The 25,546-nt window shown below is 28.7% G+C and carries 23 protein-coding genes; 16 read left to right on the top strand and 7 right to left on the bottom strand.

Annotation, left to right across the window (positions count from 1 at the left end; all coding sequences use genetic code 11):
* Positions 1–727 precede the first annotated feature (727 nt).
* Both bpSLO_RS01165 and bpSLO_RS01160 read left to right on the top strand, forming a co-directional pair.
* A complete protein-coding gene (locus bpSLO_RS01165) occupies positions 728–1,333 on the top strand; it encodes a deoxynucleoside kinase (protein ID WP_025375272.1) in 606 nt (201 codons plus the stop codon).
* A 69-nt stretch (positions 1,334–1,402) separates the two neighbouring features.
* Positions 1,403–2,167 carry a hypothetical protein gene (locus tag bpSLO_RS01160; RefSeq protein ID WP_025407471.1) on the top strand — a complete coding sequence of 255 codons (765 nt, stop codon included), beginning with the start codon at positions 1,403–1,405 and terminating at the stop codon, positions 2,165–2,167.
* On the opposite strand, the gene lnt is transcribed toward bpSLO_RS01160, so the two are convergent.
* Positions 2,131–3,684 (bottom strand): apolipoprotein N-acyltransferase, encoded by a 1,554-nt coding sequence (gene lnt, locus bpSLO_RS01155; protein ID WP_025375270.1) that lies wholly within the window; start codon positions 3,682–3,684, stop codon positions 2,131–2,133. The genes bpSLO_RS01160 and lnt overlap by 37 nt on opposite strands.
* Positions 3,685–3,840: 156 nt before the next feature.
* Here lnt and bpSLO_RS01150 point away from each other — a divergent pair, with 156 nt between their 5' ends.
* The 8 genes from bpSLO_RS01150 (at position 3,841) to bpSLO_RS01115 (ending at position 10,846) form a co-directional block, all read left to right on the top strand.
* Positions 3,841–5,847, top strand: coding sequence for a hypothetical protein (locus bpSLO_RS01150; protein WP_025375269.1), 2,007 nt, complete (start codon positions 3,841–3,843; stop codon positions 5,845–5,847).
* 25 nt (positions 5,848–5,872) lie between these two features.
* Positions 5,873–6,979: a redox-regulated ATPase YchF gene (ychF, locus tag bpSLO_RS01145; RefSeq protein ID WP_025375268.1), complete on the top strand. Its 1,107-nt coding sequence runs from the start codon at positions 5,873–5,875 to the stop codon at positions 6,977–6,979.
* Between the two features lie 392 nt (positions 6,980–7,371).
* On the top strand, positions 7,372–7,827 hold the full coding sequence (locus bpSLO_RS08065) for a hypothetical protein (protein ID WP_348648854.1): 456 nt from the start codon (positions 7,372–7,374) through the stop codon (positions 7,825–7,827).
* A 73-nt stretch (positions 7,828–7,900) separates the two neighbouring features.
* Complete coding sequence (gene rpsT / locus bpSLO_RS01135; protein ID WP_025407472.1) at positions 7,901–8,158, top strand: 30S ribosomal protein S20; 258 nt, start codon at positions 7,901–7,903, stop codon at positions 8,156–8,158.
* A gap of 11 nt (positions 8,159–8,169) precedes the next feature.
* Positions 8,170–8,496: an HU family DNA-binding protein gene (locus tag bpSLO_RS01130; protein WP_011772186.1), complete on the top strand. Its 327-nt coding sequence runs from the start codon at positions 8,170–8,172 to the stop codon at positions 8,494–8,496.
* A gap of 3 nt (positions 8,497–8,499) precedes the next feature.
* Positions 8,500–8,907 carry a bactofilin family protein gene (locus bpSLO_RS01125; RefSeq protein WP_025375266.1) on the top strand — a complete coding sequence of 136 codons (408 nt, stop codon included), beginning with the start codon at positions 8,500–8,502 and terminating at the stop codon, positions 8,905–8,907.
* An 88-nt stretch (positions 8,908–8,995) separates the two neighbouring features.
* Positions 8,996–10,540, top strand: a complete 1,545-nt coding sequence (gene rho / locus bpSLO_RS01120) for a transcription termination factor Rho (RefSeq protein WP_025375265.1) — start codon at positions 8,996–8,998, stop codon at positions 10,538–10,540.
* A gap of 57 nt (positions 10,541–10,597) precedes the next feature.
* Entirely contained in the window at positions 10,598–10,846 is a 249-nt protein-coding gene (locus tag bpSLO_RS01115) for a type B 50S ribosomal protein L31 (RefSeq protein WP_025375264.1), read from the top strand.
* Between the two features lie 23 nt (positions 10,847–10,869).
* Here bpSLO_RS01115 and bpSLO_RS01110 read toward each other — a convergent pair whose 3' ends face one another.
* Together bpSLO_RS01110 and bpSLO_RS01105 are read right to left on the bottom strand one after the other, a co-directional pair.
* On the bottom strand, positions 10,870–13,788 hold the full coding sequence (locus bpSLO_RS01110; RefSeq protein WP_025407473.1) for an insulinase family protein: 2,919 nt from the start codon (positions 13,786–13,788) through the stop codon (positions 10,870–10,872).
* Positions 13,789–13,800: 12 nt separating this feature from the next.
* The gene (locus bpSLO_RS01105; protein WP_025407474.1) at positions 13,801–14,517 is read right to left on the bottom strand and encodes a hypothetical protein; all 717 of its coding nucleotides are present in this window, start codon (positions 14,515–14,517) and stop codon (positions 13,801–13,803) included.
* A gap of 150 nt (positions 14,518–14,667) precedes the next feature.
* On the opposite strand from bpSLO_RS01105, the gene serS reads away from it, so the two are divergent.
* Positions 14,668–15,942 carry a serine--tRNA ligase gene (serS, locus tag bpSLO_RS01100; protein ID WP_025375261.1) on the top strand — a complete coding sequence of 425 codons (1,275 nt, stop codon included), beginning with the start codon at positions 14,668–14,670 and terminating at the stop codon, positions 15,940–15,942.
* On the opposite strand, the gene dusA is transcribed toward serS, so the two are convergent.
* Complete coding sequence (gene dusA, locus bpSLO_RS01095) at positions 15,932–16,939, bottom strand: tRNA dihydrouridine(20/20a) synthase DusA (RefSeq protein ID WP_025407475.1); 1,008 nt, start codon at positions 16,937–16,939, stop codon at positions 15,932–15,934. The two genes, serS and dusA, sit on opposite strands and share 11 nt — an antisense overlap.
* An 80-nt stretch (positions 16,940–17,019) precedes the next feature.
* On the opposite strand from dusA, the gene bpSLO_RS01090 reads away from it, so the two are divergent.
* From bpSLO_RS01090 to bpSLO_RS01070, 5 genes are read left to right on the top strand one after another with little or no spacing between them, the layout of a single operon-like run.
* A complete protein-coding gene (locus bpSLO_RS01090) occupies positions 17,020–17,712 on the top strand; it encodes an SIMPL domain-containing protein (protein WP_025407476.1) in 693 nt (230 codons plus the stop codon).
* Positions 17,713–17,732: 20 nt separating this feature from the next.
* Positions 17,733–18,434, top strand: a complete 702-nt coding sequence (locus bpSLO_RS01085) for a 6-phosphogluconolactonase (RefSeq protein ID WP_025375258.1) — start codon at positions 17,733–17,735, stop codon at positions 18,432–18,434.
* On the top strand, positions 18,421–19,632 hold the full coding sequence (locus bpSLO_RS01080; RefSeq protein ID WP_025407477.1) for a flagellar motor switch protein FliG: 1,212 nt from the start codon (positions 18,421–18,423) through the stop codon (positions 19,630–19,632). Before bpSLO_RS01085 ends, bpSLO_RS01080 begins: the two co-directional genes overlap by 14 nt.
* Positions 19,632–21,413 (top strand): alanine--tRNA ligase, encoded by a 1,782-nt coding sequence (locus bpSLO_RS01075; RefSeq protein WP_025407478.1) that lies wholly within the window; start codon positions 19,632–19,634, stop codon positions 21,411–21,413. Before bpSLO_RS01080 ends, bpSLO_RS01075 begins: the two co-directional genes overlap by 1 nt.
* A 16-nt stretch (positions 21,414–21,429) precedes the next feature.
* Positions 21,430–22,251, top strand: a complete 822-nt coding sequence (locus tag bpSLO_RS01070; protein WP_025375255.1) for a ZIP family metal transporter — start codon at positions 21,430–21,432, stop codon at positions 22,249–22,251.
* Here bpSLO_RS01070 and pstB read toward each other — a convergent pair whose 3' ends face one another.
* Genes pstB through pstC form a run of 3 tightly spaced genes read right to left on the bottom strand, consistent with a single transcriptional unit; the run spans position 22,252 to position 25,463 of the window.
* Positions 22,252–23,016 carry a phosphate ABC transporter ATP-binding protein PstB gene (gene pstB, locus bpSLO_RS01065; RefSeq protein ID WP_011772173.1) on the bottom strand — a complete coding sequence of 255 codons (765 nt, stop codon included), beginning with the start codon at positions 23,014–23,016 and terminating at the stop codon, positions 22,252–22,254.
* Positions 23,017–24,558 (bottom strand): phosphate ABC transporter permease PstA, encoded by a 1,542-nt coding sequence (pstA, locus tag bpSLO_RS01060; RefSeq protein ID WP_038447935.1) that lies wholly within the window; start codon positions 24,556–24,558, stop codon positions 23,017–23,019. It abuts the gene before it with no gap.
* Positions 24,555–25,463 carry a phosphate ABC transporter permease subunit PstC gene (gene pstC / locus bpSLO_RS01055; RefSeq protein WP_025407480.1) on the bottom strand — a complete coding sequence of 303 codons (909 nt, stop codon included), beginning with the start codon at positions 25,461–25,463 and terminating at the stop codon, positions 24,555–24,557. Before pstC ends, pstA begins: the two co-directional genes overlap by 4 nt.
* Positions 25,464–25,546: the final 83 nt, after the last annotated feature.

Raw genomic sequence — 25,546 nt, 5'->3', positions numbered from 1 at the left:
TTTTTTTAATAATGTTTTTATTTTCATTTTTTCGCATAATATTTTTTTAATATGTACTAGTTATGTTGAATTCGTTTAAATTATTTCCAAATATGAAAACTTTAGTGAAGCCTTTTTATGCTGACTAATTACTCTTTTTTTATTTGATATTTCAATATTCATTATCTTAGAATTTGTGAAATTTGATATAAAAGCATTGATGTGCTCTTTATATTTGTTTTTGTAGCATAGGTTTTTATTCATTAATAAATCTTTTGCTATCAAGGGGATGAGATTATGAGTTATAAATTTTTTCCAATTTTGACCATTGCCTTTTTGGTCGTTTAAGATTATATGATCTGTGTTGTATAAATTAAAACTTTTGATTAATTCTTTGATTTTATTTGTGAATCTTTTTGAGATGAAAAAATTTTTACATCTTTCCTTTATGAATTTTTTAATTATTCCTTTAAACAATGTTATTTGACTGTTTAGGTTGTGTTTGCTATTCATTGAATATTCTCCTGAATTTAAGCATTAAAGTATATAAAATTGTTTTATATATTAGAGATTTTATTTTTTATTGTTGTCAATGTCAATAATTTAAAAATATGAATTTATTAATATTTAGTTCTTTTTTTTAAACATTTTATTACTTTATATTTTTTTAATAATTTATGTTTTTATGTGTTTAAATGATGTTGTTTTTAATTATTATTAATATTAGTTAGAAATTTTGGAGGGAGTTTTGGTAATTGTAATTGAGGGTTTAATTGGGGTAGGAAAAACTACACTTGGACATGTTTTGTCTAAGGAGTTTAATATTCCTTTTTACAGTGAATTAAATAATGAATTTACATTGTCTATTCTAGATAAATTTTATAAGGATAAGTCTAGGTGGGCTTTTTTAGTTCAGCTTAATTTTTTAAATGAAAAATTTAAGCTTATAAAGAGTATATTTAAGACTAAGGGAGGGATACTTGATAGATCTATTTATGGAGATCGTGTATTTGCTTCTTTTTTAAATGATAGTGGATATATTTCCAATGATGAATATAAGGTATATCTTGATTTGTTTGATAATATGCTTGAATATTCTCAGAAACCTGTATTGGTGATTTATCTTGATTGTAGTGTTGATGAAGCTGAGCGTCGCATTAAAAATAGAAATAGGAGTTTTGAGACAGGCATTCCTAGAGAGTATCTTGAAGGTCTTAATGAGAAATATTTAAGTTGGTATGATAGTTATGATTTATCGCCTAAATTGAGCTTTGATTACAATAACATAAATATTTTTGATGATAAACACAAAAGCAAGCTTATTGCTTTCATTAAAGATAAACTTGTAATATAATTATTTATAGATGATTTATGGTTGTATTTTTGTTTTTTTGAGGATGACTAGATTTTATTGGAGGTTAGTATGAAAAAATTGGTGTTATTGTTTTTTTCTTTTGCTTTTATAAGTTTATTTGCAAAAAATGGTTCTGTAGTTGATGAGCAACAAAAAGAACTTGCTATTTTTTATTATGAGGTTGGACAGCGATACATTGATGTTGGCAAAGTTAAAAAGGGAAAAATTTTTCAAAAAAAGGCTTTGGAAATTTATCCGAGACTAAAAGAAGAAGTTAATCTTAAAGTCGCTGTAGAAGAAATTGATTCTAAGATTAAATTGGAGGGTGAGACTAACTTCCTTGCATTTGATGATGTTAAACTTGATGATATTCCAGGGATAATTCATAGTAAAATTGAAATTAGTGAAATAACAAATGCTCCTAAAATAGAATATATTGCAAATAGAGAGAGAAAAAAATATAAAGAACAAGCAGTTAAATTTCAGTTTAGCAAATTTATAAGAGCTCTTCTCTTGCAAGATTTAAATTTACTTGATTCTGTTGTGGCTGATGAGGTTAAAGTTTTGGGTAGAATTGAGCCTAAAACTGATTTTATTTCAAGTTTAGAGCTGATTTCAAATGATATTAGTAAGGACGATGTAAGTTATCTTGCAGTTGATGATTTTTATGACCTCAAATCTTTAAATATTATAAAAAATACAGATGTTTCTTATAGTGTTAGAGTTAAAGCTAAGAAAAATGATGTTACTAAAAATATTCCATTTTGGAGAGATGTTCAAACTTTATGTTTTGAAAATCAGGATGATAAATGGGTACTCTTTTCAATAAAATAGAATCTTAGTGTCATGATTACAATTATTATGGCCAAAGCATATATAAATAGGTCTCCAATGTGTTCATAGATTGTTGTGAATCTTGGAGGCAATTTTATTCTTGATATTAGATATCCTTTTTTGAATGTTTCTAAACTTTTAACATTTTCTCCATATTCATTTATTATAGCAGTGATTCCGGAATTTGTAGCTCTAACGGTTTTGATTCCATTTTCTATGCTTCTAAATTTTGCTACTACAAAATGTTGCCACTCTGATGAATCTGTATGTGACCAAGAATCATTTGAAAAATTTAATAGTAGATTTGCGTTTTGTTTTTTGTAATTTCTTGCAAGGTCTGGGAATGCATCATCATAGCATATTAAGAGTCCCAAATTGAATTTTTTGAGTTTAAAGATTTCAAGTTTATTGCCGTTGATTTGTCCTGTAATGTTAAAGTTTTGACGGAAAAATTTTCTTACAAATTTATATTCATAAAATGGTATTTTTTCTGAAAATGGAACTAAGAATATTTTAGAGTATATATTTTCTATCTTAAGGTTAGGTTTTATTGCGTAAACTGAATTTTGATGTGTTAATGATCTTTTATCTGGTTTTGAAGGTGAACCAATTACAAAATGGGCTTTACTGTTGCTTATTAGTTCATTTACTGAATCATATAATTCAATCAATTCTTCATCATAATAAATGTAATCTTTGTAAGAATTGAATGGTAAGGCTAATGCCCCTTCGCTCCAAAGTACAAGTTCTGTATCAGGATGTTTTCTTAAGGCTTGTTTTGTAAGCTTGATAGATGTTTGAATTCCTTGTTTATGATTTCCAGGTAGCCATGGATCAATGTTAAGTTGGATTGCTGCAATATTTAGAGTATCTATTTCTTTGCTTAAGATTGGATTTAATTCTATTTTTTTCATGATTCCGTAAGCAAAAGATGTACTTACTAATAGAACGGAGAATAATACGCTTAATGTGTTTATTTTGTTTTGTCTTATTAAAAAATTTGCAATTCCTGCATTAAAAAAGTAAACGATGAAGCATACAAAAAAGACCCCAAAAATATCAGCTACTTGTATAAGATCATTGAAGTTATTTACCATAAAGGCTGAGAATCCCCAAGGATATGCTGCGAATCCAATTGATTTTGAATAATCATAAAATGTGAAAAGTATAGCTAAAGTCAATGTTTTATTCTTAAAAGTTTTTAATGCATAGTATAGAAAATGTCCTAAAACGAAAGCGTAGGGAATATATCCAGATACTGCGCCTAAGAATGTAATTAGCCCAAATGAATGAAAAAATGCAAGCCAAAAATTTTGTAGACTATTAGCTACTAAAAAGTAAAAAATTGTTAAACTGATGAGAGTTTTTTTATCTTTTACTTTAATTAATGCAATGAAAAGTGGTATGTATGCAACTAGACCAATACTTGAATATCCCATATTTTTTATTTCATTTGGAATTGCCAGAGTGGTAAGCACTCCAGAAAATGTGGCAAGTAAGAAATATCTTGTTTTCATTTTTCCTCTTTTTTTACTGATATTTATCTATAAAAATATATGGCATATTAAGTGGTACAGATATTAATATGCCATATTGCATAGTATAATATATATAGTATGTTTTGTATAACAATATCAAATTTGTATAGTATTTGTTTAAGTATAAAGAGAATGATTTTAATATTTAATGTATTTGTTTTATTTTTTTTGAGTACATTTGTTTTAAATTCTCAAGGCATAGTTACCAACAAAGATGCTCAAGAAGAATTTAAATTGGCACTTAATTCTTATAATAATGGGCTTTATGATGATGCTTTATTATCTTTTAAAAGAGTTTTAAGTTTTGATCCAAGTAATCTAGATTATCGTTTTTGGATAGGTAATGTTTATTATAGGTTGGGATATGTTGAAGAAGCTTTGAGGGAATGGCGCAATCTGCAATCCCAAGGGTATAAGGAAGCTTATCTTAGACAGTTAATATCTATAATTGAACAAAGAAGAGGTATATCATTAAATAATGAACTTGATGTTGAGAGATTTATTCAAGTTGCTTCTCTTAATAATTCTATTTATAGACGACCAAATGGATATCAGATTACCTCTTTAAAAGCTGATCAATATGGTGGGTATTATGCTGTTAATTTTGTAGGAAATGAAATATTACATTTTGATGCTAACAATAATGTTAGTGTTTTGATTAAAGATGGAATTACTTCTTTAAAGTCGCCTTATGACGTGATTGAACTTGGTGACCTATTGTATGTGACACTTTGTTCAAATGATGAGATTGGCATATATGATAAAACTTTTGGTATTAAAAGGGGTTCGATTGGGAAAAAAGGCACTGATGATGGTGAATTGCTTGCTCCTCAGTATATGACAGTTGATGAGAGAGATTATATTTATGTTAGTGAATGGGGCAATAAACGGGTAAGTAAATTTGATGCTAAGGGAAATTTTATTTTGCATTTTGGTGTTAAAACAGTTGGATATATGGGGCTTTTAGGTCCAACAGGTGTTACATATTTAAATGGAAATATTTATGTTGCTGATGCTTCAAAAAATTCCATTGAGGTTTTTGATACCAGTGGTAATCATTTATATTCTATTGCAACTTCTCTTGAGGGAATAGAAGGTCTTAGTAGTGATTTTACAGGCAATAATATTATTATATCTTCAAAGTATGGTGTTTATAAGTACAGTGTTTTAAGAAAGACATTTGTTAAGCTTTTAAAAGCAGATAAGATTGATTCTAAAATTTCATCTTCAATTATTGATGTTAATAATCAAATAATTGTTTCAGATTTTGATAATGCTCAAATTTCAATTTATAAAAGTGATGTTAGTGTTTATGATAGTTTAAATGTTGATGTACGTCGGGTAATTAGGGTTGGAGGTCCTAAAATTTATGTTGAACTTAATGTTAGTAATAGAAATGGCTTACCAGTTATAGGTCTAAAGAGCGAAAATTTTGCTATTGCTAATGAAGAATATTATATTGTTAATCCTAAAATTGCTTATGATATTAATACTTCTAATGATATGAATATTGCAATTGTTTTTGATAAGTCTTTTGCTATGAAAAATTATGAGTCAGAACAGATTATGGGTATAAATACTCTTATAAAGTCTAGAGCTAATAAGAAATTTAGTTTTATAAATGCAACAAGTGTGCCTTTAGTAGATAATATTGAAAGTTTAGTAAGTACTATTCATAAGACAAATTCTCTTGGTGCTTATGATTCAGATTATGTAAAAACCGATGTTAGTCTTAAACTTGCAGGTTCTGAGCTTATGTCAAAGAGTGCAAGACGAGCTGTGCTTTATTTTAGTAATGGAAATTTAAGTCGTTCTGCTTTTAATAGATATTCTATAGATACTATTTTAAGTTATTATAAGAATAATGATATTAGATTTTATTTGATATTATTTGGTAATAATCCTGTTGATCCTAAATTAAAGTATTTAGTAAATGAAACTGGTGGTGCAATTATTCCTTTTTCATCTTATGAGGGAGTATCTAGGGTTTATGATTTAATGATGAAACAAAAAACAGGTACTTATTTGCTTGAGTATGATTATCCAGGACTTCAAGAACCTGATGGTTATTACAATCTATCTGTTGAAGTGAATTTTAATCAACAAATAGGTAGAGGCGAATTTGCGTATTTGGTTAATTAGATTTTAATTTTATGGAGTTTTAGTTATGGCGCTTAATGTGGGAATAGTGGGGTTGCCCAATGTTGGTAAATCTACTTTATTTTCATCCTTGACAGCATCAAAATCAGAGATTGCTAACTATCCTTTTTGTACTATTGATCCAAATGTAGGTATAGTGGAAATTCCTGATGAGAGGCTTTCAAGAATTGCTAGTTTGGTTGTGTCAAAAAAAACTGTTCCTGCTGTAATAGAATTCGTTGATATTGCAGGTCTTGTGAAGGGGGCTTCTAGGGGCGAGGGACTTGGTAATAAATTTTTGGCAAATATTCGTGAGGTTTCTATTATTGTGCATGTTGTTAGATGTTTTGAAGATAGAGAAGTTATTCATGTTGATGGGGATGTAAATCCACAAAGAGATATAAGCACAATTAATACAGAGCTATGTCTTGCAGATCTTGATACTGTACAGAAAAGCATTTTAAAGAATGAAAAAAATGTAAAGAGCGTTGATAAAAATATTAGTGAGAATGCAAAGAAGATTGTTGCGATGCTTAAGAAGCTTGAGATGCATTTAATGGATGTTAGACCGGCAATTGAATTTGAGTTTGATGAATTTGGATATGATTTTATCAAATCTTTAAATCTTTTAACTATTAAAAAAGTTATATATGTTTGTAATGTTGATGAAAATTCTCTTTGTGGCAATAAATATACAGATACTGTAAAGAATATAGCTTTAGGTGAGGGTAATAATTATTTAATTTTGTGTGCTAAGGTTGAGGCAGAACTTGTTGAGATTAAAGACTTGCATGAGCGAAGGGAAATGCTTGAGTCTATGGGACTTAATGATAGTGGTCTTAGCAATTTAATACGAACAACTTATTATACTTTAGGTTTGAGAACCTATTTTACGGCTGGAGAGCAAGAAGTTAGAGCTTGGACTTTTATGGATGGAATGAAGGCTCCAGAAGCTGCGGGTATCATTCACAGTGATTTTCAGAGAGGTTTTATTAAAGCAGAAGTATATTCATTTAATGATTTAATTAAATATCAGAGTGTTCAAAGCGTCAAGGAGAAAGGGCTTTTTAGGCTTGAAGGGAAAGATTACTTAGTAAGAGATGGTGATATAATTTTCTTTAAATTTAATGTTTAAATATAATATTTATAATATTTATTAATATGAATGAGTTTTTTTTTTATAAAATTAGGTTAATTTTTATTTTTCTTCTTAATTTGAGCTTTTCTGTATTTTATATGTTGTTATATAAAAATATCTTTGGTATTTTTATTCTTTTTTTAATATTGATAAATTTTTTTTTAATAATTTTTTATTTAAGATATTTTTATGAGCTTGATTGCAAAGGAGATAAAATTTTTTATAAAAATTTTTATTCCAAGGTTAATTTTACTTTTAATGATATTCTATGGTTTGAAAAGAGATTATCAGATAGTATATTAATCCTAGGATTAAATAATGAACGGAAAATAAAAATTTGTTTTTTAAGAAAAAAATATTTAAGCAATTTCTTCAGGAAACTTAAAATTATGAGAAGTGAGCTATTTATTGCAAAGAATGAAGAGTTGCCAATAAGGTATTATATTTCAGGTGTTTATTTGTTAATGTTTTTGTGTCGAATTTTAATTAACATGTCTGTTTGTTATATTGCATTTGGTAGCATAATAGTATTTTTTTTTATTTTTCTTATTGGTATTAAGGTTTTAATAGACGATATTTTAGTTATTAAAGATTTGGTTATTTTTTATGAATTTAGAAAGGATTCTATTTATGAGAAAAAAATATTTTCTCATAAAGAATACTTTTATAAATTTTTTAACAGTATATTTGTTCATGTTTCTGAGCTGGGTAGGGATGGTTATTTGTCTTTTGTGTATAATCATGGAGGTACTCTTAAAAAGGTATATATTAATAATGAGGGAATGTCTTATTCTATGCAAAAGGTGTTTGCTTGTATTGATAAATATTGTAAGCAGTGTGTTTAATGTATGATTGACTATATTGTAATTAGTTGGTATATTTATTTATTATCATGTTTGCTGCATTAAGGAGTTTAATTTGGGAAATAATCCATCAGCATTAAAGCGAGCTCGGCAAAATTTGAAGCGGAATTTGAGAAATGTAAGTGTTAAGAGTGAGTTGAAAACAATAGAAAAGCGTTGTATAAACCTTATAAGGGAAGGTAAAAAAGAAGAAGCTTTGGAGTTTTTTAAATTTGTTTCAAAAAAATTAGATACTGCTGCTAGAAAAAGAATAATTCATAGGAATAAAGCTGCACGTAAAAAATCAAATTTGAGTATTTTGTTATTACGATAAGGAACTAGTTTATGTCTTTTTCAAGAAGACCCAAAGTTACTAAATCAGATATTGTTAACCAAATATCTTTAAATATTAAAAATAGTAATGAAAAATTAGAGAAAAAATATATAAGGCTTGTAGTTGATGCTTTTTTTGAAGAGCTTAAAAATAGTCTTTGTCTTAATAATGTTATAGAGTTTAGATCTTTTGGTACATTTGAGCTTAGAAAAAGAAAAGGTCGCCAGAATGCTCGTAATCCTCAAACAGGTGAGTATGTTAATGTTGATGATCATCATGTTGCTTATTTTCGTCCAGGAAAAGATTTAAAAGAACGAGTATGGGGTATTAAGGGATAGTTAATGCCTGTTAATATTAAGGATTCTTACAAATGGGAATGTAAGTTAGATTCAAGCTTGATTTTCAGAGGAAAGTTAAAGTTTGAGGGTGCTTTATATCTTGATTCGTCTTTTGAGGGGGAGATATTTTCAAAAAGTGGAATACTTTTTATAGGTAAAAATAGTAAAGTTATTACAGATGTGATAATTTGTGATACGTTAATAATTGAAGGAATTTTAAAGGGAAATATTAATGCTAGCAATAAGGTTTATTTAAATAGTGGTTGTAAGATATACGGTGATGTTAAGACAAAAAAGATATTTATTAATGATAATATAGTCTTTGATGGTAAGTGTGAAATGATTAAATCTAATGAGAGCATAGATTTATTTTCTTTTACAGTTTCACAATTAAAAGATACTTTTCAATGAATTAGTGTTATATTTATTGATTATTTAATGGTTAAGTATTGTTTTTGATAAAATACCCTTCTTAAAAATTTATCTCATAGAGGAGATTATGGATAAAAAATGTGCGGAATTTGATTTAGAGGATGAAATGAAGCGTTTAAATTCTTCTAAAGAATTAAAGATTGAGGATAATTCTAAGAAAAAAATAGTTAAAGTTGTCACTAAAAAAGAATCTGTTGCTAGTGGACTTAAAAACTCTAATATTGATAAATTGAGAGAATCTCATGGAGTCTCGTCAGGTTTTGATTATGATATATCTGATCCAGATTTAGAAAATAGTATTAAAACTCTTGAGCAAAGCAACATTATTAATTTTTTAGGTGGTAAAGATTTTATCGTTATTGATAGTCTGTATGATAAACCCATTACCGAAATCAGGAAAGTTGTTGAGGGACTTGGTACTAATCATACTATTGCGGTAACAATGAAGAAGACAGAATTAATATTTTTACTTGTTAAGATATTAACTGAACATAATATTAATGTTTTATTTACTGGCGTTCTTGATGTTTTAAGTGATGGGTACGGATTTTTGCGTACAGCATCTAATTCTTATCTCTCAGGAGGTAATGATGTTTATGTTTCACCGTCTCAGATTAGACTTTTTAATTTAAGGACAGGTGATATTTTATATGGGCAGATTAGGTCTCCAAGGGATGGCGAGAGATTTTTTGCAATGATTAAAATTAAAAGCATTAATGACCAGGACCCTACATTTGCACAAAATAGAATACCTTTTGATAATTTAACACCTTTATATCCTAGTTCAAAGTTGAATCTTGAATATGAAAATTGTAATATTTCCACTAGGCTTATTAATCTTTTTTCTCCTATTGGAAAAGGGCAAAGAGCATTAATAGTATCACCTCCAAAGGCTGGGAAGACTACTTTGCTTCAAAAAATAGCCAATGCAATTACTACTAATTATCCAGACATTGTTTTAATGATTTTACTTATTGATGAGAGACCTGAAGAAGTGACTGACATGATTCGGGGTGTTAAGGGTGAGGTCATTGCATCTAATTTTGATGAGCAGGCTAGTAGGCACGTGCAGGTTGCAGAGATGGTTATTGAAAAGGCAAAAAGACTTGTTGAGAATAAAAAGGATGTTGTTATTCTTTTAGATTCTATTACAAGACTTGCAAGGGCTTATAATCAGACTATGCCAACTTCTGGTAAGATACTCTCAGGTGGAGTTGATTCTAATGCTTTACATAAACCAAAAAGGTTTTTTGGTTCTGCTAGAAATATTGAAGAAGGTGGCAGTCTTACTATTATAGCTACAGCTTTAGTTGATACTGGAAGTAAGATGGATGAAGTCATATTTGAGGAATTTAAAAGTACTGGTAATATGGAGTTAATTCTTGATAGGAGTTTGGCAGATAGAAGGCTTTTTCCTGCTATTAATATTAAGAAATCAGGGACAAGAAAAGAAGAATTACTTTTAAGTGAAGAGGAGCGTTCTAAAATTTTGCTTATTAGAAAAATTTTAGGTGGTGTTGATGATTATGAAGGTGTTGAAGCTTTAGTTGAAAAGATGAAAAAAAGTAAGAACAATGAAATTTTCCTAAAGACCATGAGTAATGGAGATTAGTAAAATTGACTTTCTTTGAAATTTAGACTAAACTTTTATCAAATTAAGAGAGGCGTTATGAAAAAAGATATACATCCTGTTAGTAATTTAGTAATATTTAAAGATAGTTCCAATGGTACGATGTTTTTAACTAGATCTACTTTAACTTCAAAAGAGACAATTAAATATAGTGATAATAAAGAGTATCCATTAATTACTGTTGAAATTACAAGTAAATCACATCCTTTTTATACAGGTCAACAAAAGTTTGTTGATGCAGCAGGTAGAATTGACAAATTTAACAAAAAATATAAAAAGCTTAAGTAATTTTTTTTCTTATATATTAATTATTAATATATTTTTTTTACCTTGTAGTTTGTTCCAATAAATGCTTCTAGTTTTTCTTTTTCATCTTCATAAGTTGCATGGTTAACAAGAGATGTAATGCTACTCTTTTGTTTTAATTGGTGTAATACTTGTTCAGATATATTTTTAATGTCTGTGCTTGTTATTTTGAAGTAAGCATTTCTTATATCTTGTCTTAGCTGATCACTAATGTTTAGCATTTTTCTTTTATAGCTTTCTAATATTTCTATGGATTTGGTTTTTACATTTGTACTTAAACCAATTACTCCTACTAAATATGTATAGAGTTCTTCGTTTTTAATTTCGTTATTAGCCAATTCTTCTAATGATGTTTCAAATGCTTGATATGTCTTTACAAAGTTAGGATCTCTATATGATGCAAAAGAAAATATTCCGTTTGTAATTGATGCAAATGCACCATATGCTCCTCCCATGATCCTTATTTTTTCCCATAAGATTCCACTTTTTAATATATGTGTTAAGAAATTTATTTTTGGATAATTTTCATCTGTTATTTTATAGCTTGCAAAGCTTATGGAGTTAAAAGATATTTTTGATGGAATAATGATTATTTCTGTTAAGATATTGTCTGATGGTTGTATTATAATTGGGTTATTTATATAAGTCTTTTCACTTAAATTTTCTCTTAATGTAAATAATTCACTTTCTAATTTTCTAATGACATCGTTAGTACTACCTATAAGCAGTGATGAGAGATTGTCTTTAAAAATTATTTTGTCTCTTAGCCTTTCTAAACTATATGCAAGTTCTCTTAAAGATTCTGTGTCTGTCTTTACTTTTTGCCAGTATTCTCTTCCTGTAAGGCCAACTTGAAGTTCTTTTAGATATTTGCTTTGATTTAATTTTGATTCTGATCTTATTGTTGCAAAGATATGTCCTTTGGGTATTAATATCGATTTAAAATCATTTTTTAGGCTTAAGACTATTTCTTTTAATCTATCGTAATCATGAAAATTTATGTTGATTAAAATTTCTTTAATTAATATAAATGATTCTTGAATTTTGTTGTTAAATGATTTGAAATTTATGTTAAACAAATTTATCATGTTTCCTTGTATATCTTCTTCATAACTTTCATATATGTTTAATTGTCCCAAAGTATTTTGGATTTTATTATTTAAATCTACATAGGAATAATTTTGGGTAGATAGATCTTGAATGGCTCTTTTTAATAAAGAAAGATGCATGAAATCTTCTTTTTGTAGAAAACTTAATTTAAAAAATAGATATACATTGAAGATATTATTGTTTTTCTTTAATTCAAATGTATGTGTTTTAAGTTCAGGAGTTTCATTAAGAGTTAAACTTTTTTCAACTTCTTTTGGTAAATCCTCTATTTTTAGCATGGGAAGCTTAGTAATGTCGGATTTAAGATCTTCCTTTTTTTGATAGTCTTTAAATTGATTATAATCTTTAGTAAATTCTGCAAATTTTTCTGGATTTTTCTTAATGTCAATTTCTCTATCCATTAATTTTTTTTCTATTTTTTCTTCCATTTCTTTAAGGACTGAATCTGATGGATTAAATTGGATCAATGTGTAATGATTATTATTGAGTAAATATTTTTCTATTAGATTTTCAAAGTAAGGTTCTCCTCTCTCTAGTTTGTTTTTAATCTCATCTAGATGACAATTGATTTTTAAAGTTTCAGTTGGATGCATTCCATGTAACCAACCTTTAAAACTTTTGATCATTAAAGAAATAGGCCATCCTTGTCCTTTTTCTTCTTTTAATGCAAATTCATAACCAAAGAGAATACCTTGTATTAGTTCTTCTGAAATTTTTACTTTAACAAGATTTTTAAGTTCATTAAAAACCATATTTTTAAATTCTTCCATTTTTCCTGGAAGTACGTTTTGTAATCCGAATGAAAATACGCACTCTTTTATGTCTGTGTTGATGCCACTAACATCAGCTATTACGTCACCAATGTTACTCTTTAGCATGTTTATAGTGAATTGACAGGAGCTGTCTAGGAGAATTTCTGATAGAATTTCAAGTCCGATATTTTCTTTGATATTTTTAATATCAGTGCATAACCAGTTTATTGCATATACTCCTAGTGTATTTTCAGTTTCTTTTGGGATATCAAAATTTAGTGTTTTACCTTTATTCCATCTTGTGGTTTTTTCTATATTGTAATTAATATTTAATTTTTCCTTTGTATAAGGTCTAATTATATATTTTTCAATAAAATTAAGATTTTTATTAGTGTCAATATTGCCAAATAAAAATATTTTACAATTTTCTAGTGTATAGTGTTTTCTGTAAAATTCGATAAATTCTTTGTATGTAAGGTCAATGATATCGATAGGATTGCCCCCAGAATCGTATTGATAGGTACCTTCAGAAAAAAGAGAATTGGTAGCAATTTCGTTAATTAAAGAATTTTTGTTGGAATAATTACCTTTCATTTCATTTAAGACAATACCAGATAGTTTAAAGTTATTTGGGTTTATATTATAACCTTCCTGCATAAAGGCTTCTTTTTTAAGTAATGGATTAAAAACAGCATCGGCATATATTTTGAATAAGTTAAAATAATCTTTTTGGATTGTAGATGCTGCTGGATAGAGAGTCTTATCTGGAAATGTCATTGCATTTAAGAAAGTATTTAGGCTTCCTTTCATTAAATAAAGAAAAGGATCTTTTATTCTATATTTATTTGATCCGCAAAAAATCGTGTGTTCTAGGATATGAGCGACCCCAGTATTATTTAGGGGAATAGTTTTGAATGCTATTCCAAAAGCATTTTCTTTAAATGTGTTATTTTTTAGTTCAAATATTTCTAGTCCACTTTCATGTTTAAAATAACACCCTTCAGTGTCATATTCTTCTAGGTAAGTTTTTGAAATTAAGTTGAAAATTTTTTTTCTTTTCATTTATGATTTATTTTATCCTTGTTTTATATATTTTTGTGCTTCTTCTTCACTAAATTCGAATATGTTTTCGGTATCTTTTGTGTCGTCTAAATTAAATACATAAAATGGGAATTTTATTATGATTTTTTTATTTTCAAAGTAAATTACTGCTTGCTGTAAATCAAATAGTAGTTTATTTGAGTATGTTTGTTCAATTTTTTCTTTAATCCTTTGAGTAAAGTAGGGAAATGCTTCTTCTACATTAATAATTTCATCTATATTATAAATATAATCTCCATTATCTCTAATATAATAGCTTCTATGGTTTGTGATAGATGTATCATTAATTGTTTGAGTGGCACTTACTATTATTGTATAAATACCATATCCATGGTAGATCTCATAATCTATGTTTAAACTTGGTTTTTTAGACTCTTGTTTAATATTTTGAGCAGCACTCTCTAGGTTGTTGACTATTTCATTTGAATAATTTTCAACTTCATCATTGAATGTTTTTATTTTATTGTTTTTTGTTCTGTCATCTATTACTTTGGGTATTCTAATTTTATATTCAAAAAATTCGTTTTCTTCTTCTGCTAGAATTGATTGAATTATTATTTCATCTTTTTCGTTATAGAGTGTGTCAATTTCATTAAAGCTTATTTTCTTTGTTTTTTTTGTACACCCTATAAAAATCATTAGTAATGATGTTAAAATGAATAGTTTTTGAGATATTGACACTTTTACCATAAAGATATTTTTCTCCGTATATAAGTTTATTCTACTATTATTATAATTATTATATAATATTTATAATAATAATAATTGATGTGATTTGTTTTTCATTTTATTTTATTTGACTTCAATTATTTTTAGTTAAATCTATGTGGGAGTTCTGTGATGCTTGACTTGAAGTTTATAAGAGATAATTTAGAGCTTATTCAAAAAAATATTAAAGATAGAGGGCTTGAGTTAGATATCGATCTGTTAATTTCTCTTGATGATGAGCGCAAAAAACTTGTTACTAAGATAGGGGAGTTAAATGCTATAAGGAATGAAAATGCTAGCGCTATGAAAGGAAAAATAGATGATTCTAGTAGGCATTCTTTAATAGAGACTGGAAAGGTTTTAAAGTCTGAAATTGCGATATTGGAAGAAAAATTGAGTCATATAACATCTAAACTTTTGATTGAGCACAAGCGGATTCCAAACATTTCTGCTCCTGATGTTCCTGTTGGTGAGGGTGAGGATGGAAATATTGTGTTAAAAGTATCAGGAAGTATTCCAAATTTTGATTTTAAACCAAAGGATCATTTGGAAATTGGAATTGATTTGGATCTTTTTGATTTTGAAAGGGCACGTGAGGTTAGCGGTAATAAGTTTTATTATCTTAAAAATGAAGCTGTTTTTTTAGAGCTTGCACTTATTAATTTTGCTTTAAATAAACTTAAACTCAAGGGTTTTGATTTATTTATCACACCTGATGTTGCAAGGGAATTTATAGTTGATGGAATTGGCTTTAATCCGCGTGGCACTGAAAGTAATATTTATAAAATTGAAGATACAGATAAATATCTTATTGGTACAGCTGAGATTACTCTTGGTGGATATTATTATAATACTATATTAGATCTTAAATCTCCACTAAAGATGGCAGGACTTTCTCATTGTTTTCGTAAAGAGGCAGGAGCAGCTGGACAATTTTCTAAGGGACTCTATAGGGTTCATCAATTTAGTAAAGTTGAAATGTTTTGTTTTTGTAAGGGTGAAGATTCTGATCGTGTTCATAATGAGTTTTTGGCATTAGAAGAAGAAATTTTTACTGAACTTGAGATCCCGTATAGAGTCTTAAATGTTTGTTCTTTTGATCTTGGTGCACCAGCTTATAAGAAGTACGATATTGAAGCTTGGATGCCGGGTAGGGGAGATAAGGGCGAGTATGGAGAGGTTACTTCAACTTCAAACTGTACAGATTATCAGTCAAGGCGCCTTAAAATTAGATATAAGGATGATGGTCAGAGTAAGTTTGTACATATGATAAATGGTACAGCCTTAGCCTCAACAAGAACTATCATTGCTATACTTGAGAACTTTCAGGATGCAAAAGGCGGCGTACGAATACCTAAGAATTTGGTCAAATATACAGGTTTTGATTATATATCTCCTAAGAATTAGATTTTAAAGTATCTTCTCTTAAGTGTTCAATTGCGCTTAAGAGAATTTCATGATTTTTAAGATTTTTAGGAAAAGGTGCACTTAAGATTTGTCTAAATTTGCGAGCATTTTCTTTTGCAAATACTATTCTCATTATGTGTTTTAGTGTGGTATTAATTGAAAGGTGTTCGTTATATTCTTTGATATATTCTACCATTTTTAATAATACTTCTTCTCTTGTTGGAATTTTTTCTTTTTCTTCTAAGAATTCTCTTGAAATTTTGGCAATGAAATATGGATCTTTTGCTGCAGCTCTTCCAATCATGACAGAATCCACATAAGATAGATGTGTTTTTATGTGGTTACTACTGATAATTCCTCCATTTATTTCAATAAATATATTTTTATGATCTTGCTTCAATTGATATACAAGTTCATGTCTGAGTTTTGGAATATTTTGATTATCTTTAGGAGAATATCCATTTAGTATGGCTACTCGTGCATGAACGGTAAAATTTTTTATTTCATATTCTATAATTTTTTCTACAAATTGTTTGAGTTCGCTATAGTTTGTTTCATGATATTCTCTTTTATTATATCTTATGCCTATTCTGTGTTTGATTGAGACAGGTTTATTTGTGTTTTTTTTCATGGCTTGCAGGATTTTGCCTACCTGAGTTGGAGTTTGCATTAAACATGCCCCATATTTTGCATCTTGGACACGAGATGATGGGCAGCCAACGTTGAGATTATATTCATCAAAGTTAAATTTGTTTTCAAGAATTTCTATGGCTTTTGCGGCGTCGTTTTCACAGTTTGTTGCTATTTGAATTGCAATTGGTGAATCAGTGGGAGTTTGTTTTACAATTGTGTTTAACTTACCCATAATAATTGATTTTGCAGAAATCATTGGGGTATATAGAGTAACTTTTTTTGATAATAATCTTATGATATATCTAAAGTGTTCGTCAGTAATTGCTACCATTGGTGCTATTGCGATTTTTCGGTTTATTAACATGGCATAATATGTTAAAATAAATTGTTTAATTTGACAATATATTTGTTTATGGGTTTATAAAAAATTAGGAGTTGAAAATTATGTTGGCAAAAAAGTTATTATTTTTATTGTCATCTTTAGTTTTTGTGATAGCCTCAGTTATCATGTCTAGTGGTATAAAGAATATTGGAATAAAAAATGGAAATTACATTACTGTTAAGGGTTTAAGTGAAAAAGAGGTACTCTCAACTTCTTCAAGTTGGAATTTACGGTATGAATTAGGTGGAAATACTATAGATGAGATTAATAAGTTAAATAATGCAAATTTTTTGGCGATAAGAGATTTTTTTGTTAGCTATGGGTTTCATGAAGATGAGATAAGCATGAAAAATATGGATTTTCATATTGCAAACTATAGTGATACTCTTTATAAGTACAATGCGTATGTATCTTTAGGTATTTATACTAAAGATATTGATAAAATGGAGCAAGTAAGCAAAAATATTATTAAACTTTACAATAAAGGAGTACTCTTTACTGGTAATGGTGGACCAAGTTATTATTTTGATAAAATTAATGATGTTAAACCTGAAATGTTAGCAGATTCTATTAAAAATGCCTTGGATGCGGCTTTAGAGTTTGCACGTAATTCTGGTGCTGTTTTAGGAAAAATTAAGACTGCAAATCAAGGATACTTTGAATTTCTTCCAGTTGATAGAAGTTCCGAAAATCATGAGCGTTATTCAAAAAAGATATTAAGGGTTGTTACTACAGTTTCTTATTATTTAGATTAAATTTGTTGAAAGGAATGGTGATGGAATTTTTGTGTTCTAATAAAGAGAGTGATTTAAAGGGAAAATTTTTTGATTTTTTTTTAAAAAATATTAGTCAAGATGATTTTACTAGTATTGGGGTTTGTGGTGGTCGAAATATTATTTCTTTTCTCAATGTCTTTGATGAGCAAAATTATCCTCTTAAAAAATCTCATTTTTTTTTAGTAGATGAGCGTTGTGTTGATTTAAATAGCGAGTACAGTAATTTTAGGCTTTTAAGTGAAGGATTTTTTTCTAAGATGATGAATAAAAATTTAATCTGTGGTTCTAATTTTCATCCATTTATTTACAGTGAGTTCGATGAAACATCGTCTATTTATAATTATAATGTTGAATTTAATTCTAGATTTACAAGATTGGATCTTAGCATTTTGTCTGTTGGTGAAGATGGGCATATTGCTTCTCTTTTTCCTTCAAGGAAACTTTTATTTTCTGAGATGGAAGGATATCAATATGAGTATGATGCACCAAAGATTCCAAGTAAGCGAATGAGCTTAACTCCTAAGTCTTTACTTTTGTCTAAAGCTTCTGTATTACTCTTTATTGGTCATGAAAAAAAAACTGCTTTAGAAAATTTTTTAAGTTCAGAAATTTCTCTAAGAGAATGTCCAGCTAAAATTTTCAAGGATCACGCTCATTTATTGGTTCTTACAAATATTGAGGGGGTCTATGCAGGATCCTAGGCTTTCCAAATATCAGAATGCAAAAAATTTGGGAGTAAAGACCTTTAAAGAATTTGAAAAAAAAGAGTTAAATAATGATTTGCCTGAAATACAAGGTTCTCTGCTTAAGTTATGGGTAAATCTGATTAAGAGGGGCAAAAGAGAGGATTTCAGCAATTCAAGTTCTCTTAGCAAAGGAGTTGGGAAACCAGGATTTATTCGCAAAGAGAGTAAAATATCAAAAATAGCAAAATATTTCTTAGCTATTGGTCTTGAAAAATCATCAAAAATTATGGCTGAGCTTGATGATGCTGATATAATTGCAATTACTAGAGAAATTACTAAAATTAAGTACATTACCCCTGATGATAAAAAACGAATTATTCAAGAATTTGAAGATTTAGTAAAAAGTGAGAGGAAATATTTAAAAATTGATGATAAATTTACTTATGATTTATTAAATAAATCTTTAAGTAAGGCAAAAGCAAAAGAGATTTATAGAAAAGTTACAGGAGTTGATCCATTTTTGCCTTTTGATTACTTGTCTGGTATTGAGAATGAACAACTTTGGGCTTTAATTAAAGATGAAAATATTCAAACACTTTTGATAATATATAATTATTTAACCAAAGAACAGAAAAAATATGTTTTTTCTATGTTGGAAAAAGATATTAAGAAACAGTTTGTTAAGGAGCTTGCTAAGCCGAGACAGTTAAATATGGATATGATTGAGATTATCTCTGATAGACTTAAGAGTAGATTTGCAATCCAGGGTAAACTTAAGACAGAAAAACTTGATGGTTCTAAGATACTTGTTGATATTTTGAGTTATATGGATTCTGAGGATGAAAAAAATCTTTTGAGTAATATTGATATGAAAGTTTTAAATCCTGTTAAAGATAGTGAGATTAAAGAAAGAATATTTGATATTAATATAATACTTAGAATTACAGATAATGATATGCATAATATTTTAAGGGAATTTACAGATAACGATATTGCAATTATTATTAAAGATAAAAGTGATGAAATTAGAGATAAAATTCTTTTCAATGTTTCAAGAAGACGTAAAACTCTTATTTTAGAAGAAGAGTCTTTTTTGAAAGAGGTGAAAAAGAAAGATATAAAAGCAATGACTACGTCCTTTGTTAATTATATTAAGGAGTTAACTTTAAAGGGTGAATTAATGATATATAGAAAAAATGAGGAGTTTATTTAGTGAAACTTGATGAACTACGTAAAAAGTATATAGAATTTTTTAAGAGTAAGGGACATTGTGAGATTGCAGGCAAGTCTTTAATTCCTGATAATGATTCTACAGTTCTTTTTAATACAGCTGGCATGCAACCGCTTGTACCTTATCTTCTTGGCGAAATACATCCATCTGGAGATATGTTAGTTGACGTTCAGAAATGTTTAAGAACAGGAGATATTGATGAGGTGGGAGATCTGAGTCATTTAACTTTTTTTGAAATGCTTGGAAATTGGTCTCTTGGAGCTTATTTTAAAGAACTTTCAGTAAAGTATAGTTTTGAGTTTTTAACTTCACCTGATTACTTAAATATTTCAAAAGATAGGCTTTATGTTAGTGTTTTTGAAGGTGATGAGAGTATTCCACGGGATACAAAGACAGCTAGTGTTTGGGAAAGTCTTGGAATTACTAAGGATAGAATATTTTATCTCTCAAGAGAGCATAATTTTTGGGGTCCTGTTGGAAATGTAGGGCCTTGTGGGCCGGATACTGAAATCTTTGTAGATACAGGTAAAGAGAAGTGTTCTAATGAATGTGATATTACATGTTCTTGTGGTAAGTATTTTGAGATTTGGAATAATGTTTTTATGCAATATAAAAGGGATGAGAATGGAAATTATGAAGAGTTGAATCGGAAATGTGTGGATACAGGCATGGGTGTTGAGAGAACAATTACGTTTTTGCAGGGAAAGTCTTCAGTTTATGACACGGATGCTTTTAGACCGATAATTGATAAGATCGAAAAAATTTCTGGCAAAATTTATGGACAAAATTTAAAGGATGATAAATCTATTCGAATAATTGCTGATCATATTAAGGCCAGTTGTTTTATTTTGGCTGATAATTTTGCAGTTCTTCCGTCTAATATAGGACAGGGATATGTTTTAAGGAGAATCATTAGGAGAGCTATTAGGTATGCAAAAAAACTTGGGATGGAATCTCATGTTTTAGCAGATCTTGTTGATCCTGTTGAAGAGATTTATAAATCTTTTTATAAAGAATTAACAGAAAAGAAAGATTTTATTAAGGCTGAGTTAAATACAGAGGAAGAAAAATTTTTTAAAACTTTGCGTCATGGTGAACAAGAATTTATTAAATTAATTCAGCATTTATCATCGAAATTAATTCCTGGTGAGATTGCTTTTAAACTTTATGATACTTATGGTTTCCCTTATGAAATAACGGAAGAACTTGCAACTGAACATGGATTTAGTATAGATAAGACAGGTTTTGAAGAGCATTTTAGGAATCATCGAAAGGTTTCTAAGAAAGGAGGTGATAAAGTCTTTAAAGGGGGACTTGCGGATTGTACATATGAGACTACCAAGCTACATACAGCCACTCATTTGCTTCATAAGGCACTTCAATTAGTCTTAGGTGATCATGTAAGGCAAAAAGGTAGTAATATTACTGCTGAGAGACTAAGGTTTGATTTTAGTCATCCTTATAAAATGACGGATGATGAGATAAAGAGGGTTGAAGATATGGTTAATTTACAGATAAAAAATAAATTATCTGTAAAGCGAACTGTAATGAGTCTGGATGATGCCTTGGCTAAGGGTGCTATGGCTTTATTTGGTGAGAAATATGAAGAGATTGTGAGTGTGTATGAAATTGATGGTTTTTCAATTGAAGTTTGTGGTGGTCCTCATGTTAAGAACACTAGTGAACTTGGGATTTTTAAGATACAAAAGGAACAGGCTTCATCATCAGGTGTAAGGAGAATAAGAGGCATTTTGATCAATTAATATTGGAGGATACTTTATGTTTAAACATTTAGGTGATTATTTATTAACTTTACATCCTATTTTTTTAGGATTTTTAGGTTCTACTTTTACTTGGTTTACTACGGCCTTTGGAGCGGCTGCTGTTTTTTGTTTCAGAAAAGTAAACAATAAAATAATGGATGCTATGCTTGGCTTTTCAGCAGGAATTATGATTGCTGCTAGTTTTTTTTCACTTATTAAACCAGCAATAGAGATGGCGGAAGAGCTTGGTTATGTTGCATGGGTGCCAGCAGTTTTTGGTTTTCTCTTAGGAGCATTTTTTATATATATTGTGGATGTATTTGTGCCAGATCTTGATAAACTAGCATTTATTGATGAAGATTTAACAAGACATGGTAAAAAGGATTTTTTGCTTTTTACGGCTGTTACGTTGCATAATTTTCCGGAAGGACTTGCTGTTGGTGTTGCTTTTGGAGCTTTAGCTTCTTCTCCTGATATTCATACTTTAGTTGGGGCTATGATTCTTACATTAGGAATTGGTATTCAAAATATGCCAGAAGGTGCAGCAATTTCTTTGCCTTTAAGACGAGGTAATGTTCCTTTATGGAAGTGTTTTAATTATGGTCAGATGTCAGGTTTGGTAGAAATTGTTGGAGGATTTTTAGGATCTTATGCAGTTTATACTTTTACTAGGATTCTACCCTTTGCTTTATCTTTTTCTGCAGGGGCAATGATTTATGTTTCAATTGAACAATTAATACCTGAAGCTAAGAGAAAAGATATTGACAATAAAATTCCAACCATATTTGGAGTTATTGGATTTGCTTTAATGATGTTCCTTGATGTGTCTTTGGGGTAATTAGCCAAACTTGCCAGTAATATATTCTTCTGTCTTAATATTTTTAGGATTGAAAAATAATTCATCTGTTTGGCTTTCTTCTTCAATGTATCCATTTAGGAAGAATGCAGTTCGATCAGATATCCGTCCGGCTTGTTGCATATTATGAGTTACAATTATGATCGTATAGCTTTCTTTTAAATTTATTATTAGCTCTTCAATTTTGCCTGTTGAAATTGGATCAAGAGCAGAAGTAGGCTCGTCCATTAATATTACATTTGGTTCGATTGCAAGAGTTCTTGCGATGCAAAGTCTTTGTTGTTGTCCCCCTGAAAGGCTTAAGGCATTTCTATTAAGTTTATCTTTTACTTCATTCCATAGTGCAGATTTTATTAGGGATTTTTCAACTATCTCATCAAGTTTTTTTTTATCTTTAATTCCATGAATTTTAGGTCCATAACTTATGTTGTCATAAACTGACATTAAAAATGGATTAGGAGTTTGAAAAACCATTCCAATTTTTCTCCTAAGTTCCAGTACATCAAAGTTGTTTGAGTAAATACTTTTACCTTCGTACATAACTTTTCCTTCTATTTTAACGCCTTCCACAAGATCATTCATTCTGTTAAGTGTTCTAAGAAATGTTGATTTTCCACAACCTGATGGACCTATTAAGGCTGTGATGCTATTTCTTAGTATTGATATGTTAATATTATTTAATGCTTTAAAATCTGTATAAAATAAGTTTAGATTTTCTGTTTTAATAATTGCTTTGTCTTGGCTCATTTACTTAATCCTATATAATTTATTGATTAGAAATTTTGATGTTAAATTTATTAAAAGTATCATTATTATAAGTATTGATGCTGTTGCAAAACCTTTGTCTAAATATCCTTCTTGAAATAATAATAGTAGATGTACAGTTAAACTTCTTGAAGGTTCATTTAGAGAACTTGCAAGTCCTAAATTTGTTCCCATTGTAAAAAGGAGTACAGCAGTTTCTCCAAGAGCACGTCCTATTGCAAGCACTATTCCTGTCAATATGCCTGGACTAGAAGCGGGTAGTAAAATTTTGATTATAGTTTCTGTTTTATTGGCACCTAGAGCAACTGAGGCATATTTGTATGATTTAGGAATTGATTTTAGTGCTTCCTCAGTTGTTTTAATAATCATTGGTAATATCATTAAAGAACTTGTTATTGCTCCTGAGAGTATTCCCATGCCAAAGATTGGAACAAAAAAGATAAGTCCAAAAAGTCCAAAAATGATAGCAGGGATGGATGATAAAATATCAACACTCATAGATACTGTTTTATAAAATATTTTATTTGAAGTATATTCTGCAAGCATTATTCCCGTACTAATTCCTATTGAAATTGATATTATTGCTGTTAATAGTATGACGTAAAATGTGTTGAAGATTAAATAAGAAATACCCCCGTATTTTCCAGAATTTCTTGGAGTAGATAATATAAAATTTAAGTTTAAAGGCATGTCTTTTTTCATATAGTATAATTTGAGAAAAGGAGCATCACTTTTATAGAAAGAATGCCAAGGTACAACTGCAATTGTGCCTTCATGTTCTTCTACTGTTTTTATTGCATTTTGATCATAATCTGAGTATTTTATGATATTTAATTTAATATTTTTAGATATTAAGTCATTCCAGTCTGTCTTTTTGATGAGTAATTTTTTAATCTGATTAAGGCTTAGTATATTAATAATTTCATTTTCACTTTTTTGTAGTGTTTTTTTGCCTACTAAAATAGACATTGATTTAATTTTTAGGGATTTAATTTCTGAATATTTTTTAAAATCTAATTTTTCAAGCTCTTCTTTTGTTAAGTAACCAATAGCCCCTGTTGTTTTGTTGACAGTTTCTATTATCTTTTCATTTGATTCTACAAGCTTTATATACCTGTTATTAAATTTATTGTCTTTGGTAAAAGTTTGTAGTATGACTGTACTTGCAAGATTTGACTGTGAACTTGCAATTGGAACTATGTCAATACTTTGATCTGATATGCTTCCCCAATGTGAAATTTTATTATTGTATATATTGTAGATATCTTGCGTAGTAATTTCTTCCGCTTTTATGCTTTTATTAATAATAAATGCAATTTTGATTATTTTGTTTTTCAATTTGAATGGTAAAAAGTGTTTTGTTTCATCTAAAAATAATGTTTGTTTTTTGCTTGTAAAGAATAGTGAATTGTATATTATATACGATATTAGAAAAAATAATAGTGTTATTAAAAAATAAGCAATGAATTTGATTATGCAAAATGAAATTTTATTGAATAATTTATTTGTTTGAATTGTATTCACTTGATTTTTAGCCTTTTAGATGAAGATAAAATAAAGTGTTTAATTGAATTTATTATTATGACTAATAATAGCAAGACCAAAGCTGTAGAAAATAGGGCCTCTTTGTGTGTTCCAGATGCATATCCAATATCTATTGCAATGTTTACCGTTAGTGTTCTAATAGGTGAGAATATATTTTGTATAAATAGAGGTGAACCCCCACCAACCATTAAAACTGCTATTGTCTCACCAATAGCTCTTCCAATTGCTAGTATTACTCCTGCTAAAATTCCTTTTCCAGCTGAAGGAATCATCACTTTATATATTGTTTGCCAATCTGTTGCAGCTAGTGCAAGAGATGCTAGTTTATATGATTTTGGAACAGCTTTAAGTGATGTGTATGAGACGCTAATTATTGTTGGGAGTATCATTATGCTTAAAACTATTACTGAGGTTATTAAATTATATCCTAAGTTATCTTCTCTTCTAAAAGTGTTCTTTATAAGGGTGGCTATGAATGTGCTTCCAAAAAATCCATATACTACGCTTGGGATTCCTGCTAAGAGTTCTATTATGGTTTGTAATGTCTTTTGGTAAATGCCTTTGGTTTTCTCAGACAGGTAAATTGCAAAACCAAGTCCAATTGGTAGTGCAATTAGGACAGAAAAAAATGTTGTTAAAGCTGAATTTATAATAAAAGATAAAATTCCGTAAGATTTTTGTAATCTGCTAGTAGGATCCCAGTTTGTGCTGAATAGAAAATTAAAAACTTTAATTTTATTATTAAGCAAGGGTGCTAGTCCATTTTTAATGATGAATAAGACTAGTAATAATATTGTCAAGGTACTAATTGTTGCGGATGTAAAAATAAAACAGTTGAAAGCCAATCTAACAATATTTCTTTTTGTCTTTAAAGTTAATTTCATGCTTTAAAAGAGTTCCCCTATAGAAATCGAATTTTGTTAAATTTGTATTTAACTTAAATTCTTAAGACAATTTTGTCATGATT

This window comes from Borrelia parkeri, from assembly GCF_023035815.1.
Taxonomy (GTDB): domain Bacteria; phylum Spirochaetota; class Spirochaetia; order Borreliales; family Borreliaceae; genus Borrelia; species Borrelia parkeri.
This window is presented reverse-complemented; position numbering and strand designations above follow the sequence as displayed.

Bases quoted from the DNA above. Each gene is read 5' to 3' on its own strand.
- bpSLO_RS01160 (WP_025407471.1), top strand. From the start codon at position 1,403: ATGAAAAAATTGGTGTTATTGTTTTTTTCTTTTGCTTTTATAAGTTTA.
- lnt (WP_025375270.1), bottom strand. From the start codon at position 3,684: ATGAAAACAAGATATTTCTTACTTGCCACATTTTCTGGAGTGCTTACC.
- ychF (WP_025375268.1), top strand. From the start codon at position 5,873: ATGGCGCTTAATGTGGGAATAGTGGGGTTGCCCAATGTTGGTAAATCT.
- bpSLO_RS08065 (WP_348648854.1), top strand. From the start codon at position 7,372: ATGAGAAGTGAGCTATTTATTGCAAAGAATGAAGAGTTGCCAATAAGG.
- bpSLO_RS01130 (WP_011772186.1), top strand. From the start codon at position 8,170: ATGTCTTTTTCAAGAAGACCCAAAGTTACTAAATCAGATATTGTTAAC.
- bpSLO_RS01125 (WP_025375266.1), top strand. From the start codon at position 8,500: ATGCCTGTTAATATTAAGGATTCTTACAAATGGGAATGTAAGTTAGAT.
- rho (WP_025375265.1), top strand. From the start codon at position 8,996: ATGGATAAAAAATGTGCGGAATTTGATTTAGAGGATGAAATGAAGCGT.
- bpSLO_RS01115 (WP_025375264.1), top strand. From the start codon at position 10,598: ATGAAAAAAGATATACATCCTGTTAGTAATTTAGTAATATTTAAAGAT.
- bpSLO_RS01110 (WP_025407473.1), bottom strand. From the start codon at position 13,788: ATGAAAAGAAAAAAAATTTTCAACTTAATTTCAAAAACTTACCTAGAA.
- bpSLO_RS01105 (WP_025407474.1), bottom strand. From the start codon at position 14,517: ATGGTAAAAGTGTCAATATCTCAAAAACTATTCATTTTAACATCATTA.
- serS (WP_025375261.1), top strand. From the start codon at position 14,668: ATGCTTGACTTGAAGTTTATAAGAGATAATTTAGAGCTTATTCAAAAA.
- dusA (WP_025407475.1), bottom strand. From the start codon at position 16,939: ATGTTAATAAACCGAAAAATCGCAATAGCACCAATGGTAGCAATTACT.
- bpSLO_RS01090 (WP_025407476.1), top strand. From the start codon at position 17,020: ATGTTGGCAAAAAAGTTATTATTTTTATTGTCATCTTTAGTTTTTGTG.
- bpSLO_RS01085 (WP_025375258.1), top strand. From the start codon at position 17,733: ATGGAATTTTTGTGTTCTAATAAAGAGAGTGATTTAAAGGGAAAATTT.
- bpSLO_RS01080 (WP_025407477.1), top strand. From the start codon at position 18,421: ATGCAGGATCCTAGGCTTTCCAAATATCAGAATGCAAAAAATTTGGGA.
- bpSLO_RS01070 (WP_025375255.1), top strand. From the start codon at position 21,430: ATGTTTAAACATTTAGGTGATTATTTATTAACTTTACATCCTATTTTT.
- pstB (WP_011772173.1), bottom strand. From the start codon at position 23,016: ATGAGCCAAGACAAAGCAATTATTAAAACAGAAAATCTAAACTTATTT.
- pstC (WP_025407480.1), bottom strand. From the start codon at position 25,463: ATGAAATTAACTTTAAAGACAAAAAGAAATATTGTTAGATTGGCTTTC.